The 16921-nt window shown below is 61.6% G+C and carries 14 protein-coding genes; 7 read left to right on the top strand and 7 right to left on the bottom strand.

The window, feature by feature from the left end; genetic code table 11:
• The first annotated feature begins 4 nt into the window (after nt 1-4).
• Together HNQ65_RS15980 and HNQ65_RS15975 are read left to right on the top strand one after the other, a co-directional pair.
• A complete protein-coding gene (locus HNQ65_RS15980; protein WP_184340672.1) occupies nt 5-469 on the top strand; it encodes a YMGG-like glycine zipper-containing protein in 465 nt (154 codons plus the stop codon).
• A gap of 66 nt (nt 470-535) precedes the next feature.
• Nucleotides 536-1843 (top strand): YeiH family protein, encoded by a 1308-nt coding sequence (locus HNQ65_RS15975; protein WP_184340670.1) that lies wholly within the window; start codon nt 536-538, stop codon nt 1841-1843.
• A 31-nt stretch (nt 1844-1874) separates the two neighbouring features.
• On the opposite strand, the gene HNQ65_RS15970 is transcribed toward HNQ65_RS15975, so the two are convergent.
• Nucleotides 1875-2282 carry an RrF2 family transcriptional regulator gene (locus tag HNQ65_RS15970; protein ID WP_184340667.1) on the bottom strand — a complete coding sequence of 136 codons (408 nt, stop codon included), beginning with the start codon at nt 2280-2282 and terminating at the stop codon, nt 1875-1877.
• Nucleotides 2283-2374: 92 nt separating this feature from the next.
• Here HNQ65_RS15970 and HNQ65_RS15965 point away from each other — a divergent pair, with 92 nt between their 5' ends.
• From HNQ65_RS15965 to HNQ65_RS15955, 3 genes are all read left to right on the top strand, one after another.
• Entirely contained in the window at nt 2375-3742 is a 1368-nt protein-coding gene (locus HNQ65_RS15965) for a replication-associated recombination protein A (RefSeq protein WP_184340665.1), read from the top strand.
• Nucleotides 3743-4086: 344 nt separating this feature from the next.
• Nucleotides 4087-4629, top strand: coding sequence for a 3D domain-containing protein (locus HNQ65_RS15960; RefSeq protein ID WP_184340663.1), 543 nt, complete (start codon nt 4087-4089; stop codon nt 4627-4629).
• Between the two features lie 166 nt (nt 4630-4795).
• Nucleotides 4796-6016 (top strand): alpha/beta hydrolase, encoded by a 1221-nt coding sequence (locus HNQ65_RS15955; protein WP_184340660.1) that lies wholly within the window; start codon nt 4796-4798, stop codon nt 6014-6016.
• 30 nt (nt 6017-6046) lie between these two features.
• On the opposite strand, the gene HNQ65_RS15950 is transcribed toward HNQ65_RS15955, so the two are convergent.
• The 3 genes from HNQ65_RS15950 to HNQ65_RS15940 form a co-directional block, all read right to left on the bottom strand.
• Nucleotides 6047-6649 carry a flavin reductase family protein gene (locus HNQ65_RS15950; RefSeq protein WP_184340658.1) on the bottom strand — a complete coding sequence of 201 codons (603 nt, stop codon included), beginning with the start codon at nt 6647-6649 and terminating at the stop codon, nt 6047-6049.
• Nucleotides 6650-6760: 111 nt separating this feature from the next.
• On the bottom strand, nt 6761-8089 hold the full coding sequence (locus HNQ65_RS15945) for a (Fe-S)-binding protein (protein WP_184340656.1): 1329 nt from the start codon (nt 8087-8089) through the stop codon (nt 6761-6763).
• Nucleotides 8090-8099: 10 nt separating this feature from the next.
• Nucleotides 8100-9485, bottom strand: coding sequence for an FAD-linked oxidase C-terminal domain-containing protein (locus HNQ65_RS15940; RefSeq protein ID WP_184340654.1), 1386 nt, complete (start codon nt 9483-9485; stop codon nt 8100-8102).
• 63 nt (nt 9486-9548) lie between these two features.
• On the opposite strand from HNQ65_RS15940, the gene HNQ65_RS15935 reads away from it, so the two are divergent.
• On the top strand, nt 9549-10493 hold the full coding sequence (locus HNQ65_RS15935) for a type I phosphomannose isomerase catalytic subunit (RefSeq protein ID WP_184340652.1): 945 nt from the start codon (nt 9549-9551) through the stop codon (nt 10491-10493).
• A 217-nt stretch (nt 10494-10710) separates the two neighbouring features.
• On the opposite strand, the gene HNQ65_RS15930 is transcribed toward HNQ65_RS15935, so the two are convergent.
• The 3 genes from HNQ65_RS15930 to HNQ65_RS26580 all read right to left on the bottom strand — a co-directional run bounded on the left by HNQ65_RS15930 (nt 10711) and on the right by HNQ65_RS26580 (nt 13870).
• Nucleotides 10711-11445: a hypothetical protein gene (locus tag HNQ65_RS15930; RefSeq protein ID WP_184340650.1), complete on the bottom strand. Its 735-nt coding sequence runs from the start codon at nt 11443-11445 to the stop codon at nt 10711-10713.
• Nucleotides 11442-12728: a histidinol dehydrogenase gene (hisD, locus tag HNQ65_RS15925; protein WP_184340648.1), complete on the bottom strand. Its 1287-nt coding sequence runs from the start codon at nt 12726-12728 to the stop codon at nt 11442-11444. Before hisD ends, HNQ65_RS15930 begins: the two co-directional genes overlap by 4 nt.
• 182 nt (nt 12729-12910) lie before the next feature.
• Nucleotides 12911-13870 (bottom strand): hypothetical protein, encoded by a 960-nt coding sequence (locus HNQ65_RS26580; protein WP_221306188.1) that lies wholly within the window; start codon nt 13868-13870, stop codon nt 12911-12913.
• 127 nt (nt 13871-13997) lie between these two features.
• Between HNQ65_RS26580 and uvrA the strand changes: the two genes are divergently transcribed.
• Nucleotides 13998-16889 (top strand): excinuclease ABC subunit UvrA, encoded by a 2892-nt coding sequence (gene uvrA / locus HNQ65_RS15915; protein WP_184340646.1) that lies wholly within the window; start codon nt 13998-14000, stop codon nt 16887-16889.
• Nucleotides 16890-16921: the final 32 nt, after the last annotated feature.

Raw genomic sequence — 16921 nt, 5'->3', positions numbered from 1 at the left:
CCCTATGAAGACTTCGTTTGTTCGTTCGCTCACCTTTGGAACTCTCCTGCTGAGCCTCGGCCTGACCTCCTGTGCAGATCCCTACGGCTATGGCTACGGGGGCGGCGGTTACGGCTACAATAGCGGCTACGGCGGTGGCTACGGGCGCTCCTCCGCCAACAGCACCGTCGCCGGTGCGCTGATCGGCGCTGGCGCGGGTGGCATCATTGGAAACCAAAGCCACCGTGGCTTGGAAGGTGCCGCCATCGGCGGGGTGCTGGGTGCACTGGCCGGCAGCATGGTCGGAAACAGCCAGCGCGCCTGCCCGCCACAGGGCTACTACTCACAGCCTAGCTACAGCCAGCCCAACTGCGCTCCCAGCTACAATCGCAATCCCGGCTACGGCTACAACCAGCCAAGCAGCTACTATCCGGGTAATGGTTACGGCCCTCAGATGGGGAACAATCCCTATGCCTTTGGCGGCTGGTAGTAAAATCGGCCTTCCAAGATGCGTTTAAATCGCGGCGGTATAACCGCCGCGATTTTTTTTATTTCCATGCCAGCCAACTCCGCCGCCTCAGACTCCGCCTACCCCACTCCTGGAACCCCACCTTCACACTGGTGGCAAAATGAAGACTGGCTGGCCGTCCTGGCCGCACTGCCCGTCCTCATCGCAGTCGGCAGCGGCTGGAGCCCCAAGCTGCCTGCCTGGGGCTGGAGCGGCATGGCGGATGTTTCGAAGGCCTTTACGCCCGACAACTTTGCTGTCAGCGCTGTTCTGCTGGCGGTGTTTCTCGGCATCTCGGGCCTAGCTCTCGCAGCCTCTCTGGGGAAAAAAATCGGTTCCTTCCTCATCGGGGCTGTGGTGGTGTTTATCCTTGGCTGGTTCTCGCAGTGGATCGCCGCCCACGCAGGCATCAAGGCCTGGGGGCTCGAGTACGTCGTTTTTGCCCTTGGCCTCGGCCTGATCTGGAGCCACCTGCTTCCAGTGCCCGAGTGGCTTCGCGAAGCCATCCGCACCGAGTTTTTTATCAAAGTCGGCATCGTGCTCCTCGGCGCAACCATTCTCCTCCCGGAGATGATGAAGGCGGGCTTCCCCGGCCTCATCCAGGCCGCGCTCGTCATTCCGGTGGTCTGGTATGTATGCTACTTCATCGCTCGCAAACTGAAGGTCGATGACGAGTTCGGCGTCATGCTCTCCACCGCCGTTTCCATCTGCGGCGTCTCCGCCGCCATCGCCGCCTGTGGCGCCATTCAGGGCGACCGCAAAAAACTCTCCTATGTGACCTCCATCGTTCTCCTCTGTGCTGTGCCCATGATGGTGGCCATGCCTTGGGCCATCAAGTCCATGGGCCTCTCTGAGGCCGTCGGCGGCGCCTGGATCGGCGGCACGCTGGACACCAGCGGCTCCGTCGCCGCTGCCACAGAGCAGGTGGGCAAAAATGCCACCAAGGTCGGTGTCATCGTCAAGCTCTCCCAAAACGTCCTCATAGGCGTCGCTGCCTTCATCCTCTCCATCTGGTGGACCATGCGCGGTGGCAAAGATGGGGCTCACCAGGGAAAAAAGCCCTCCGTCGGCCTCATCTGGGAGCGCTTCCCCAAGTTCGTCATCGGCTTTGTCATCGCCTCCGTCGTGTTCTCCTACTTCGTGCCTCCGGCTGTCGCAGAGGCCGCCGCCAAGCCTCTCAAAGGCCTGCGCGAGGTCTGGTTCGCCGCCGCCTTCGTCTGCATCGGCCTCGAAACCCGAATCGGCGATCTCTTCAAGCTCGGCGGTGGCAGGCCCGCTCTCGCCTTCCTCGGCGGCCAGGCCTTCAACATCCTCTGGACGCTCCTGCTCGCCATATGGCTCTTCAGCGGCAAGTGAGGCTCAGGTGGCTGCGTGGCCCATCGCTCATTCAAATGTCAAACGACACCGCCCCGCGTGGCTGCTCCTTGGAGATGATGTGCGCGATGGTGTTCTCCGCAAACCACTGCGTCACCTGATCCCGCAGCCCGCCAAACACCTGCCCCAGTGCATCGTGCTCCGCTCCAGGCACCGGATCAAAAGGCCCGTCAAAAAGCGTCACCACCTCCCCCAGCGTGATGCGCGCCGGATGCGTGACCAGCTGGTAGCCGCCGCCCACGCCGCGCTTGCTGCGCAGCAGGCCGCCGTTTTTCAGCGCCAACAGGATCTGCTCCAGAAACTTCAGCGGGATGTGCTCCTTGCTGGCCAGATCCTGGATGGAGAAGTTCGTCCCCTCGCGCTCACGCCCCATCGCCACCAGGGCGCGGAGGGCATATTCGGCTTTTTTGGAGATCTTCATCTTGGAGCCTTACCGAGCATGAAACCCGCCCCGGTGCAAACTGCGATTTGCCGCCGTGCCCTTTCCGCGTCATTCATCCCGCTGCCCTCCGCATGAGCGACGACTTCTTTGCCTCCCCGCCACCCGAGCCGCCACGCGCGGCCGCTGTGGTGCATCATGCAGGCGCGCCGCTGGCCTCCCGCATGCGCCCGCGCAGTCTGGCGGAATACGTCGGCCAGCAGCACATCCTGGCCGAGGGAAAGCTACTCCGCCGCGCCGTTCAGGCAGACCGCTTTTCGTCCATCATTCTCTACGGCCCGCCGGGAGTGGGAAAGACCACCCTCGCCAACATCATCTCTCAGGAGACCAAGTCCCGCTTTGTCACCCTCAGCGGTGTGGAGAGCAGCGTGGCAGACATCCGCAAGGAGGCCGAAAATGCCGGCCACCACCTCCGCCTTTACAACAAAACCACCATCCTCTTCGTGGATGAGATCCACCGCTTCAACAAAGCGCAGCAGGACGTCCTCCTCCCGCACCTGGAGCGCGGAACCCTCCGCTTCATCGGCGCCACCACGCACAATCCCTTCTTCTACGTCAACAGCCCCCTCGTCAGCCGGTCCCAAGTCTTCACTCTGGAGCCGCTCGGCATTTCCGATCTCGAGGGCCTCATCGACCGCGCACTCGCAGACTCCGAGCGCGGCCTCGGCAGCATGCACGCCCGCATTGAGCCAGACGCCCGGCTTCACCTCGCCACCGTGGCCGATGGTGATGCCCGCCGCTGCCTCAATGCTCTGGAACTCGCCGTGCTCTCCACCCAGCCAGATGCAACAGGAGAGATCGTCATCACCCTCGCAGCCGCTGAAGAGTCCGTGCAGCAAAAAACCGTCGTCTATGATGGCGATGGCGATGCCCATTACGACACCATCAGCGCCTTCATCAAAAGCATGCGCGCGTCCGATCCCGACGCCGCGCTCTACTGGCTGGCCAAGATGCTCTACGCCGGTGAAGACATCCGCTTCATCGCCCGCCGCATCGTCATCGCCGCCAGCGAGGACATCGGCATGGCAGACAGCAATGCCCTCCGCGTCGCTGTCGCTGCACAGCAGGCTGTCGAGTTCATCGGGATGCCGGAGGCCCGCATCATCCTCGCCCACGCCACCGTTTACAATGCCACCGCGCCCAAGAGCAATCGTGCCTACATGGCCATCGATGCCGCTTTGGACGATGTAAAAAACGGCCGCACGCTCCCCGTGCCCAAGCATCTCCGCGACGCCCACCACAAAAAGGCCGCCAAGGAATTCGGCCACGGCGAAGGCTACCTCTATCCACACAACTACGAAGGCGGCTTCGTACCCCAGCGCTGCCTGGAAGGCGGTCGCCAATACTACGATCCCACGGCCAACGGCTTGGAAGCCCGCATCAAGGAACGCCTCGATCACTGGCGCAAGCTCTGGGAAGAGCAGGGTGGCGCAGACCAATAAGCAGCCATTCCGAGTTTAAAAAAACTCGCACGTCCCTTACACCCAATCGGGTGTTCCATGCTGGAATTTATGGAAAATAATAACTATTAAGTTTCATAAATATGTAAAATATCCTTTTTATATTGAAGATGTATAAAAATTACGGTAAGTTGTTTCTAATTCCAAAAAAACCAGCCATGAACAACTCACGTTTGATCACTTGTGGCCTCTGCGGAGCTCTGTTGGTCACCCTTTCAGCCTGCGCACTGCCCGGGCAGCCGTTGTTCTCCGCTCGAAATGGGATTCCCAAAAAAGCCCCCCCACTTCAAACGGGAGTCAAATATGAGGTGCGTAAGGCATTGACGATGAGCGTGCCTTTTCGTCCCAGTGCTATCAAGCGCTACACCTTCATGCTTGAGGAGCCCCGCCCGCCGCTCATGCTCGCTTCGGCCATGAGTCGCAGTTCTCAGATGCGCGTGCGCACCACCGCCTATACACACAGCGAGAGCGACCACATCGCCTACGGCGTCAAAAGTGCCCTCGGCACCGATCTCCGTTTCGGCACCGTCCGCAGCGCCGCGGCAGACTGGTCTCGCTATCCTGTCGGCACCGTCTTTCGCATCTCCGGCCAGCCTGGCATCGTCTATGTGGTGGACGATTACGGCAGCGCCCTCGTCGGCACGGGCACCATCGACCTCTACAAGCCCAGCCGCTCTATGATGAATAACTGGGGCGTCCGCCACGTGGATATCGAGGTCATCCAGTGGGGCTCCTTTGAAAAAAGCATGGAGCTCATGCGCGACCGCACCAAATGGCGCCACGTCCGCGCCATGATGGACGGCATTGAAGCACGTCTCCGCACCGCTGGCGTTCCCATGACTCAGTCGCACTACACCGCAGCTCTGTGATTTAAGAAGACCGCGATCACGCGGCACTGACCGTATCTGGAAAGCGCTTCTCCAGTGAGGCTGGCCCATCCCCATCAGTCCCTGACAAAAGGGCTGAAACACAAACCTCCCCCTGGCACAAATCGCCGATATTCTTTGACCTTAGTTCACGTTACAGGGCGGACACATGCGTGCTGTCATTCTTCCGCTGCTTCTTCTCTCCATCACCTCGGCCTCGGCTCAAAACAAGTCAGGGGCACAGCCGCCAATCACCCCTCGGCAGATTGCTTCCGCGCTGAAGCTTACTGCCACGCCTGAAGGCCAGCAAAAATTGCATGATCAAATCATGCGCCTCTTTGGCCGTCAAAACCTCACCCAGGGCAAGGCTGGAGCCAAGATCGAGGCCACGACAGTCGCCTGGGCCGTCATCGATCCCAAGCCTTCACGCGTCGTGCAGCAGGACGGCACCCTCATCGGCGACATGCTTCCCCTAGGAGATGATGGCCTCCAGGTGCTCGTCACCGAGATGCCAAACTTCACCGAGACCGGTTACCGTGTGGAATCCGAAGGCATGCCCCACATGGCCGGCACCGTGCATGTGGAGCACTATGAGTATACCGCCGACAGCCTCCCACACGCCGATGTACCGAAAGGCAGACTCGAAAAATTTGAATGGAGCACCAGCAAGGTCTTTCCCGAAACCGTGCGGGATGTCACCGTTTACCTCCCCTCTGGTTTTCAGCCGCAGGAGGAAACATGCCTCATGGTCTGGCAGGATGGCACCCGCCATGCCGATCCTCTCGGCTCCATGCGTGTTCCCGTAGTCTTCGACAATCTCATCCACAAAAAGCAGATGCCACGCACTGTCGGCATCTTCATTGATCCAGGTCGCAAGCCGAAACAAAAGCCCGGAGACAAGGCCGCAAACCGAGGCTTTGAATACGACTCCCTCGGAGACGCCTACTCACGCATGTTGATCGATGAAATCCTGCCCGAGGTGCAGAGTCGCTATCAGACAAAGTTCCGTCCCCAGCCCGAGTCTTGGGCCATCGGTGGCGGCTCCTCCGGCGGCATCTGCTCCTTCAACGTTGCCTGGGAGCGCCCGGACAAATTCCGCAAAGTGCTCTCCTGGGTCGGCTCATTCGTCGATCTCAAAGGCGGCCACGCCTACCCCTCCATGATCCGCCTCGCCGAGCGCAAGCCCCTCCGCATCTATCTGCTCGATGGGGAGAACGATCTCGACAACAAGTTCGGCAACTGGCCGATCGCCAACAAGCAGATGGCCGCCGCACTCAAATACAAGGACTACGACTTCCGCATCGACTGGACCCAGTGCTTCCACGGCAGCAAAGGCATGGCCCCCATGCTCCCTGAAGCGCTGCGCTGGCTCTGGCGCGATGTGAAGTAATCACGCTTGTGAGCCGCCTGACCTGTTTACTCACTTCGGACGCTTCAGCTCAAACATGTCCTTGGTATGACAGTACCAGTTGGGGCTTTGCATGCGGCCGATGGGGTGGTAGTTGGCGGGTTTGATGAGCCAGGTGGCGGGGTCGAAGATGCCATCGCGGACATGGACACGGAGGACTTCGCCGATGATGAGGCGGTTGTCGCCGATCTCGATGATGCTGTGGCTTTTGCACTCCAGGCTGGCGGGGGCTTCGGCGATGCGGGGTGGTTTGACGACGCTGCTAGGCAGAGCAGTGAGACCGGCATGGAGAAGCTCGTTTTCGCCCGGAGGAAGCGTGGCGGCGCAGAGGTTCATTTTTTCGGCGAGGGCTTCATCGACGAGGTTCACCACGAATTCGTGGGTGAGGCGGATGTTGCGGGCGGTGTCTTTTGGCACACCAGCGGAGCGGTCGCCGGGGCAGATGGCGACGATGGGTGGGGAGTCGCCGAGGACATTGAAGAAACTGAAGGGAGCGGCGTTTACGCGGCCTTCGGGATCGACGGTGGTGGTGAGGGCGATCGGGCGCGGAGTGACAAGCCCGGCGAGAATCATGTAGGCGTCTTCGCGGAGAGGGCCGGTGAGGTCGAGTTCCATGGGGAGAGGTGTTTGGAGATCAAGATGTCAACGCATGACGCAGCTCGCAAGACGCCACAGAACCCCAAGGTGGGGGAGTCTCCCGTCTCGCCTCTCTTACCGCAAACGGGGTCAGGAGACCCCGCCACCTTGGGCGCTTTGTTCGGCGCGGTAGGCTTGGGCGAGCAAGGTCACGGGCTGGGTGACTTCCTGGCAGGGATGGCTACTGCAGGCGCGGAGGCCGTTGGCGAGTTGAAGGTGGCAGCCTGGATTGCTGGTGGCAACGACGGGGACTCCGGCCTGGCGGAGGTTTTCCACTTTCCTAGTGAGCAGCTTCTGGCTCTGCTCGGGCTGGGTGATATTGTAAATGCCGGCGCTGCCGCAGCACCAGTTGGACTCGGGCAGTTCCTTGAAGGTGAGGCCGGGAATGCTGGCTAGGATCTGGCGCGGCTGGGAGACGACCTTCTGACCGTGGCAGAGGTGGCAGCTTTCGTGGTAGGTGACTTCGCTGACACCTGCGCCAGCAGTGGGTTTGCGGAAGCGGATTTGCACGAGCCATTCGTGAATGTCCTTCACCTTCTTGTCCCACTGCTTTGCCTTCCCGGCGTAGAAAGGATCGTCGTGCAGCAGGTGGCCGTAGGTCTTCAAATGGGAGCCGCAGCCACCGGCATTGGTGATGATGGCATCGAGAGAATCGAGATCGAAGCTGTCGATCTGACGGCGGGCGAGTTCACGGGCGAGCTCGAGTTCGCCATTGTGCGCGTGCAAGGAGCCGCAGCAGCTCTGAGAGCGCGGGGTGATGACCTCGCAGCCGTTGGCGAGGAGGACGTCGGCGGTGTCTCGGTTGATGTTTGAAAAAGCGAGGTCCTGGATGCAGCCGGTGAGCAGGCCCACGCGGTAGCCGCGATCTTGTTTTGGCTTTTCCTCCGGCCAGATGAGATCGTCGGAAAAGTGCTCGGCGATCTTGGGGGTCTGAGGCTCTAGCTTTTTCAACGATGGCGGCATGAGGCCAAAGAAGCGAAGCCTGCGCATCAGAGCATCGAGGCCGGTGCTTTGATACACATGCAGCACGCGGCCGATGAGGCGCAGCAGCCAGGGGCGCATAAAGATGACATTGAGCGAAAGCCAGCGCCAGAAGCCGCGCTGCATACCGTCGTCCACCTGAGCCTGTTCCACCTCGGCGCGGGCGGTTTCAAAGAGCTCGGCGTAGTTCACTCCTGCGGGACATGCTGTCTGGCAGGCCAGGCAACCGAGGCAGTAGTACATTTCGTCTGAGAGCGCCTTGGTGACCTGGAGGTCGCCATCGGCCACAGCGCGCATGAGGGAGATACGGCCACGGGGGCTGTTGCGCTCCATCTTGGTCTCCACGTAGGTGGGACATGTGGGCAGGCACATGCCGCAGTGCATGCACTGCTGCAGCACGGAGTAGTCGAGGGATTGGAGGAGGTTTGCGGAAGCCATGTGTCTTTCCTCAATCAAAAATCTTTCCGGGGTTCAGCAGGCCCTGGGGGTCGAGGGCTTTCTTGATGCTGCGCATGAGTTCGTAGCTGCCTTCTCCGAGCTGGCGCTTGAGGAAGGATTTTTTGGCGAGGCCGACGCCGTGCTCTCCAGTGACGGTGCCGCCGACACGGATGGTCTCCTCGACGATCTCCTCCAGCGCGAGCTCGATGCGGTGCATCTCCTCGTGGTCGCGCTCGTTGGTGAGGAAGGTGGGGTGGAGATTGCCATCTCCCAGATGACCGAAGGTGCCGATCTGCAGCTTGTGCTTTTTGGCCACGGCATCGATGAAGGCGACCATGGCGGCGAGTTCGCTGCGCGGAACGGTGACGTCCTCCAGAATGGTGGTGGGGCGAACGCGGGCGAGAGCGGAGAAGGCATTGCGACGAGCGGCGGCGAGTCTGGCGCCTTCGGCCTCATCGGCAGCGGCGCGGACATCGCGCGCGCCATTGGCCTTGGCGAGGGCCATCATCTGCGCGGCCTCTTCTTCAACCACGACGGGGTGGCCGTCTGTCTCCATGAGGACGAGAGCCTCCACATCAGTGGGCAGGCCGATCTTGGCGTAGTCTTCCACACACTGAACGGTGACGCGATCGAGGAACTCCAGGGTGCAGGGAATGATCTTGGCGGCGATGATGGCGGAGATCGTCTTGGCGGCGTCCTCCATGGAGTCATAGAGAGCGAGCATCGTCTTGCGCGCCTTGGGACGAGGGAGCACTTTGAGGATGACCTCGGTGATGATGCCGAGCGTGCCCTCGCTGCCAATGAAGATGTCCTTCATGGAGTAACCAGCGACGTCTTTGACGCACTTGTTTCCGAGGAAGGTGAGTGTGCCGTCTGGCAGAACGACTTCGAAGCCCATGACGTAATCGCGCGTGACGCCGTACTTCAGACCGCGAAGACCGCCTGAGTTTTCGGCCACATTGCCTCCGATGGTGGAGATCTTCATGGAGCCGGGATCAGGCGGGTAGAAGAGGCCGACCTTGGCGCAGGCATCGTCGATCTCCTTGGTGATGACGCCGCTCTGAGCACGGAGGGTGAGGTTTTTTTCATCGACCTCGATGAGCTTGTCCATCTTCACGAGACAGATAACAAGGCAGCCATCCAGCGGTACGCTGCCGCCGCTGAGACCGGTGCCGGAGCCGCGTGTGACGACGGGGACATTGTTTCGACGTGCGAGCAGCACACACTCTGAAACCTCCTCGGCCGTGAGCGGGAAAACAACGGCACCGGGACGCTGCTTGAGGGCAGCGGTGCCGTCAAAGCTGTAGGGGACAAGATCCTCATCAGAGGTCAGCACCCGGTCAGGGGATAAGATTTCATTCAGAGACTGAATAAGGCGGGCTTCAATTTTGTTCACAGCAGGGCATTCTGGAGAGTTCGTGCTAGAGCGTCAACGCACGCTGTGGTTGATTATGATCATATGAAATTCAATCAGCTCATTCGTTTCACACCGATTTATCAAAGCCGAGTCTGGGGCGGACGACGCATGGAGACCCTGCTGGGCGCAACGCTGCCGGATGCGACGACTCCCTTTGGCGAGGCCTGGACCGTGTGCGACCGGCCCGAAGCACCGAGCGTGACGGCGGATGGCGTGAGCCTGCATGAGCTGTGGACGCAGCACCGCGAGGAGGTGTTTGGCAAGGCGCTGCTGTCATCGAGCAGCCCGACCTATCCGCTGCTGATGAAGATCCTGGATGCGTGTGATGATCTCTCGATCCAGGTGCATCCGCCAGCGAGCATGGCGGAAGCGCTGAAGGGCGAGCCGAAGACAGAGATGTGGTTCATCGCGCATGCGGACCCGGGTGCGAAGATCTACGCAGGGCTGAAGCCGGGAGTGACGCGTGCGGATTTTGAAACGGCACTGGCGAACGGCACCGTGGCGGATGTGGTGCATGTGATCGAGGCACGCACGGGTGAGTGTCTTTTCATCCCGAGCGGGCGTGTGCACGCGATCGGTGCGGGGCTGCTGATCTATGAGATCCAGCAGAACAGCGACACGACGTACCGGGTGTTTGACTGGAACCGCGTGGGGCTGGATGGCAAGCCGCGTGCGCTGCATGTGCAGGAGAGCCTGCAGAGCATCGACTTCAGCGATTTTGAGCCCGGGGTGCAGAAGCTGGAGGCGGACGGCACGCTGGTGAAGTGCGAGTACTTTGATGTGAAGCTGAGGAGTGGCGATGGAGAAGCGGGTGCTGTGGGCGAGAGCCTGACGCTGGCCGTGGTGAGCGGTGAGATCAGCGTGGGTGGGATGGTGCTGATGGCGGGGGATTTTGCGCTGGTACCTGCGGCGATGGATGCGGCAGGACGTGTGGTGAAGGCTGCGGACGAGACGAGCCAGTGGCTGGAGATTCGGGTGCCTGTGTGAGAGGCGTGGGAGGGATCCAATGCTGCGAAGAGAGAGCGACTGGCTCCATCCCACCGTCTGCAGCGAGCATGGTGGATTAGACAGACGGCACTTTATCGGCAGCTATGGCTCCGTGCTAAGTTTTGAGAGTTCTTGCCCCTCGTATGCGCGTGCGAGCCGCACAGAGGACTGTGCGGACCACTATGGGGATGCCTTGGGCCTGCACGCCGTGTGGGTGCTACTGGCTGCTTGAGGGTGTGATGACGGGCTTTTTGACCTCTACTGCAGGGGCAGCGGCGGCTTTTTTAATTTCAGGCGCTGGTTCTGTGGCGGTGGCTGCCGTGACTTTCTTCACTTCGGGGGCTGGTGATGGAGTCGCGGGCGGTGCAGGCGTGGGGGTGGCCTTTTTAACTTCGGCGGCTGGCGCTGAAGCAGGAACCGCTGCGGAAGCTGCTTTTTTGACTTCAGGGGCTGGAGCCATGTCAGGTTTTACGGCGGGGGCCGGAGCGGCTGGCTTTTTGACCTCAGTCACGGGAGAAGATACGGCGGCTTTTTGGACGACCTGAGCGGGTGGCGAGACCTGCGCAGGCTTCATCTCTGGAGCGGGCTGCGAGGGCTTTTTGTCTTCGGCAGCAGCTGAAGCAGGAGCGGGCTTTTTAACCTCGGGTGTGGTTGAAGCGGCAGCCGGTTTGGCCGTAGTGACCGCTGGCTTTGGCGCATCGGTTTTGGGCTTGTCTGCGACTTTGTCCTTGGCGTCGGGCGGGGTGCTGGGGATGGCGATGAACTTGGCCTTGGCGGGGTCCATCTGCTGGAGCTTGCCCTGCGGAACCGGTGGCAGTTTTTTCTCCTGCACCACGGGTTTGGGTGAGGCAGGAGCAGAAGGCGGAGCGCCCTTTGCTTTGGGCTCAGGAGCAGGTTCTTCCTTGCCGCAGGAAACGAGCAGCAAGGCAAGCAGGCAGAGGCGTGGGTTCATACACCACGAATGAACACCGAACGGGCGTGGGCATCAAGTCCCTCGACGGCGCTGATGGCGCTGACGACGGGCTCGGACCTGGCGCAGCTCTCGCGGTCCAGACGGATGATGCTGGTACGGCGCTGGAACATGTCTGCGGTGATGCCGGGGAAGGATTTGCCAGAGCCGCCAGTGGGCAGCGTGTGGCTGGGGCCTGCGAGGAAGTCGCCCACGGCCACGGGGGAATAGTTGCCAAGGAAGATAGCGCCGGCGGTGCGGATGAGGGGCAGGATGTCCTGCTCCCGAGTGGTGATGAGCGTGAGATGCTCTGGCGCGAAATCATTGGCCAGGCGTGCGCCCTCCTCCATGCTGGGCACGAGCATGAGGAAGACACCTTTTTCCAAAACAGGGGTGAGCTGCGCCTGACGGCTCAGCGTGGCAGACTGCTCGGCGACCTGGGCGACGACGGCATCGAGGAGAGCAGCGTCGTCGGTGAGGAAACCGGCCATGCTGTCCTTTCCGTGCTCGGCCTGGGCGAGGATGTCTGCGGCGATGAAGGCGGGATTGCCGGACTTATCTGCGAGGATTAGGACCTCGCTGGGTCCGGGGAGGAGATCGATGGAGACGACGCCGAAGGCCTGGCGCTTGGCCTCGACGACGTAGCTGTTGCCGGGGCCGAAGATTTTGGTGACGGGACGGATGGTTTCGGTGCCGAAGGCGAGCGCGGCGATGGCCTGGGAGCCGCCGATTTTATAGACCTCGGTGGCACCTGCGAGCTTGAGCGCGGCAAGGAGGCCGGGATTGACGGTGCCATCCCGACCGCAGGGGGTGCAGACAACGATCTCCGGCACACCTGCGGCGGCGGCGATGGCGACGGTCATGATGGAGGTGGAGACCAGCGGGGCGGTGCCGCCGGGCACGTAGCAGCCGACGCGCTCGAAGGGGTGATAGACCTCCCCGACGGTGGCTCCTTGTTCGTTTTTAAAGCTCCATTCCTGACGCAGGCTGCGCTGGGCGAAGGCGGCGACGTTGCGCTGAGAAGCCTGCAAAGCGGACTTGAGAGTGGCATCTGCGGCGTCCCAGGCGGCGTCGAGCTCGGCCTGGGGGACACGCATCTGGGCGGGGGTGAGCTTGGCACCGTCAAACTTTTCCACGAGTTCCAGCACTGCGGCGTCTCCGCGCTCGCGCACGGCCTTGATGACCCCTGAGACGACTTCGCGCACGGCATCGCTGGCCTCGGCACGGCGGTTGAGGGCGGAAGCGGCGGCGGGATAGCCGGGGTCGGTATGGCGGATGATTTTCATCGGGGTTGTTTACGTGGCGGGGGCGGGATTGGAGTCAAGAGGTCAGGAGATCAAGCCATCAAGAAAATGGTCAAGGTGTCTCCACCTTGACCACTGTTTGATCTTTTGACTGTGAAATGGTCAAGGTGTCTCCACCTTGACCACTGTTTGATCTTTTGACTGTGAAGCTGTGACCCGTGCTTTTAAGGCACCACTTCGCCAGAGCCTGTATAGACCCACTTCTCGACCTTGCCGTTGCGGATGCGGGCCTGGGCTTCGGTTTCGAACTTGCCGAACATGGTCTGGGTTTCGTACTTCACATTGACGGTCCAGTAGTCGGTGCCGTCAATTTTTTCCTGGGCGACTTCGCCCCAGGACTTGACGTTGTCGGGCTTGATCTCAGTGACTTCGCCGGCCTTCATGCTGGCGAGCAGCATGGGATAGGAGCCGTCGGCGTCTTTGGCAGGCTTGCTATTGCTGCTGCCACCGCCACCAGCGGCGGGAGCAGGGGCGTTCTTGGCGCGCTCGGCGGCGGCGAGACGGTATTCGTGGGCCTTGCGGGCGTTTTCGATCGCGATCACTTTCACCTGCTCATAGGCGGCGGTGAAGACGTCCTTGAAGTCAGTGTCCTCCATGGCGACGAGGCCACGCATGGGGGAACCTGCAGAGGCACCGACGACGAGATTGGGGCCCTGCTGATCCATCACGAAAATTTTGGAACCAGCCTTGAAGTTGGTGGCGGCAGTGGCCTTGCCCATCTGCATTTCCAGCTTGAGGTCTTTTTTGATGGTGACCTGCTTGGGCTCCTTGAAGAAGTTCTTGGGGATCACGGTCCAGTTTTGAGTCAGCTGGTCTGCTGGCGGATAAACGGGCGGGACGAAAGCATTGGGATCTGCCACGGGCTCGGGGGCCTTGGGCATTTCAGGCTTGGGCTCTTCGGGCTTCATCTCCGGCTTGGGTTCCGGCTTGGGCTCCTCCATGACGACCTTGGGCTCAGCCTTTTTCACCGGCTTGGGAGCCGGAGCCACTGCCACCTCTTTTTTTGGCGCAGGCTTGGGCACATGCTTGGTGAACTTCATGGCGTCTGCAAAGGGCGGATAGACATACTCGTAGGAGACGTATCCGACGGCGATGGCCAGGGCGATGACGAGGAGGGGTTTCATGGCGAGGGGGGGATTCTAGGAGAGTGGACTGAGATAATCAACCGCCCACATGCACCATTATGAAACGAGCCGCCCCCGGGATTTCTTGGGGCTTGATCTCCCCTGCCCTAGCGGCTTGTACGGGGGCATGCCTGAAGACGTGATCCGCGTGCGAGGCGCACGGCAGCACAACCTCCAAAACATCGACGTGGACATCCCACGGCACCGGCTTGTGGTGCTGACGGGGGTGAGCGGCAGCGGGAAGTCTTCGCTGGCCTTTGACACGCTCTTTGCCGAGGGGCAGCGGCGCTATGTGCAGAGCCTCTCCGCCTACGCACGGCAGTTTCTGGGGCAGATGGAGAAGCCGGACGTGGATTTCATCGAGGGGCTGTCCCCGGCGGTGGCGATCGAGCAGGTGCATTCGAATCCGAACCCGCGCAGTACCATTGCCACTGTGACGGAGATCTATGACTACCTGCGCGTGCTGTATGCGGTGGCGGGGCAGCCATATGATCCCAGCACCGGCGAGAGGCTGCACCGCAGCACGCCACCGGAGATCGCGGACAAGGTGCTGGCGCTGGGCGAGGGCACGCGGCTGGTGGTGCTGTCCCCGCAGGCTGCGGCAAGCGCGGCGGACACGCGCACGCTCTTTGAGAAGCTGAAGCGCCAGGGCTTTGTGCGTGTGCGGCTGAATGGCACGGTAGTGGAGCTGGAGGAGGCCCCCACACTGGATGACGGGCAGATGCAGCAGGTGCAGGTGGTGATCGACCGCCTGGTGGTGCGCGGCGACTCGCGCCAGCGGCTGATGGAGGCGATCGAAAGCGCGCTGCACTGGAATGACCGTGAGGTGCAGTTTCTGGTGAATCTGGACGGCAGCGAGGAGGTGCTGAGCTACACCACGGCCTTTGCCAATCCGCGCACAGGCTACACGCTGGAGCGGCTGACGCCGCAGCATTTTTCCTTTAACACACACCTGGGTGCATGCCCGGCCTGCGAGGGCACCGGGACCACCCCCACGCCGGACCCGACGCTGCTGGTGCCGGATGAAAGCGTGTCTCTGGCCAAAGGGGCCATCAAGGCCTGGTGGGCGCGGCACCCAAAGGTGAAGCAGATTTTCAATCAGGGCGTGGAGGCGCTGGCGCGGCACTACGGCGCGGCGATGGATGTGCCGTTTCGGGATCTGCCGACGGATTTCAAGCATGCGCTCTTCCACGGCACGGGCAGCGAGGCGATCAGCACCGGCTGGAAAAAGGCGGACAACAAACGCAGCGTGGCCAAGCCCTTTGAGGGACTGCTGCCGGAGATCGCACGCATGTATGCGAGCGCGGAGAGCGATGTGCTGCGAGCCGCCCTCTCGCGCCTGATGAACCCGCAGCCCTGCGCGACGTGCGGGGGGCAGAGACTGAGACCAGAGTCGCTGGCGGTGAGGCTGAGTTCCAAGTTTAAGATTTCAGGTTCAAAGCTGGAAGCCGATGACGGTTTGAACATCCATGAGTTTACCGGACTGCAGGTGCGGGATGCGCTGCAGTGGATGCGGGAGCTGGAGGTGACCGAGCAGCAGAAGCTGTATGTGGGCGAGCTGCAGCGGGAGGTGGTGAAGCGCATCGAGTTTCTGGAGCAGGTGGGGCTGGGGTATCTGGCGCTGAACCGTGAGAGCGGCACGCTCTCGGGTGGCGAGATGCAGCGCATCCGGCTGGCGTCGCAGATCGGGGCTGGGCTGGCGGGTGTGCTCTATGTGCTGGACGAGCCGAGCATCGGGCTGCATCCGCGAGACAACGAGCGGCTGATCCGCACGCTGCTGCGGCTGCGCGACCTCGGAAACACGGTGCTGGTGGTGGAGCATGACGAGGCCACGATGCGCGCGGCGGATTACATCATCGAGCTGGGGCCAGGAGCGGGCACGCATGGCGGGAAGATCACCGCGCAGGGCACGCCGGCGGAGATCGCGGCGAATGCGGCCTCCATCACGGGAGGATTTCTCAGCGGCAGGACAAGGATCGAAGCCAAGGCGCTGCCGGAGACGCTGATCACCGAAAGCCGTGAACCGACCAAGGGACACTCGCTGACGATTCACAAGGCCACGGCGCACAATCTGCGGAATGTGACCGCCGCGTTTCCGCTGGGGGCTTTCACCTGCGTCACGGGCCCGTCTGGCAGCGGCAAATCGACGCTGGTGGATGACATTCTGATGCGCGCTCTGCGCCGCCATTTTTATGACGCCAAGGAGATTCCGGGAGCGCATGAGAAGATCACGGGGCTGGAGCACATCGACAAGGTGGTGGTGATCGATCAATCACCCATCGGCCGCAGTCCGCGCTCAAATCCCGCGACCTACACGGGGGCGTTTGGGCCGATCCGCGATCTGTTTGCACAGCTGCCGCTGGCGCGCATGCGCGGCTATGATGCGGGGCGCTTCAGCTTTAACACACCCGGTGGCCGCTGTGAGAAATGCGAGGGGGATGGAGTCATCAAGATCGACATGCACTTCCTGGCGGACGTGTATGTGACTTGCGAGTCGTGCAAAGGAAAGCGCTATGGCGCGGAGACGCTGGAGGTGACCTTCAAGGGCAAGAACATTGCCGAGGTGCTGGACATGACGGTGAGCGAGGCGCTGCGCTTCTTTGATCGCAGCACCACGATCTCCCCCAAGCTGCGCACGCTGGAGGAGACGGGCCTCGGCTATATCAAACTGGGCCAGAGCGGTGCGACGCTCTCCGGCGGCGAGGCACAGCGCATCAAGCTCAGCGCGGAGCTGGCGAAACGAAGCACCGGCCGCACGCTCTATGTGCTGGACGAGCCTACTACGGGATTGCACAGCGCGGACATCCAGACGCTTCTCGGCGTGCTACTGCGCCTGCGGGATGCCGGGAATACGCTGATCGTCATCGAGCATCACCTGGATGTAATCCGCAGCGCGGACTGGATCATTGATCTCGGGCCGGGTGGAGGAACGGAAGGCGGGTATGTACTGGCGGCGGGAACGCCGAAGCAGGTGGCGGTGAATGAGGCGAGTGTGACGGGGAGGTTTTTGAGAGCGTGAGGGGTGATGCAGGCACGCTGGCCTGCACCGAA

Source organism: Prosthecobacter vanneervenii (genome assembly GCF_014203095.1).
In the GTDB taxonomy this organism is placed as follows: Bacteria; Verrucomicrobiota; Verrucomicrobiia; order Verrucomicrobiales; family Verrucomicrobiaceae; genus Prosthecobacter; species Prosthecobacter vanneervenii.
The sequence above is the reverse complement of the archived record's forward strand: the minus strand, read 5'-3'. Positions and strand labels throughout refer to the sequence as shown.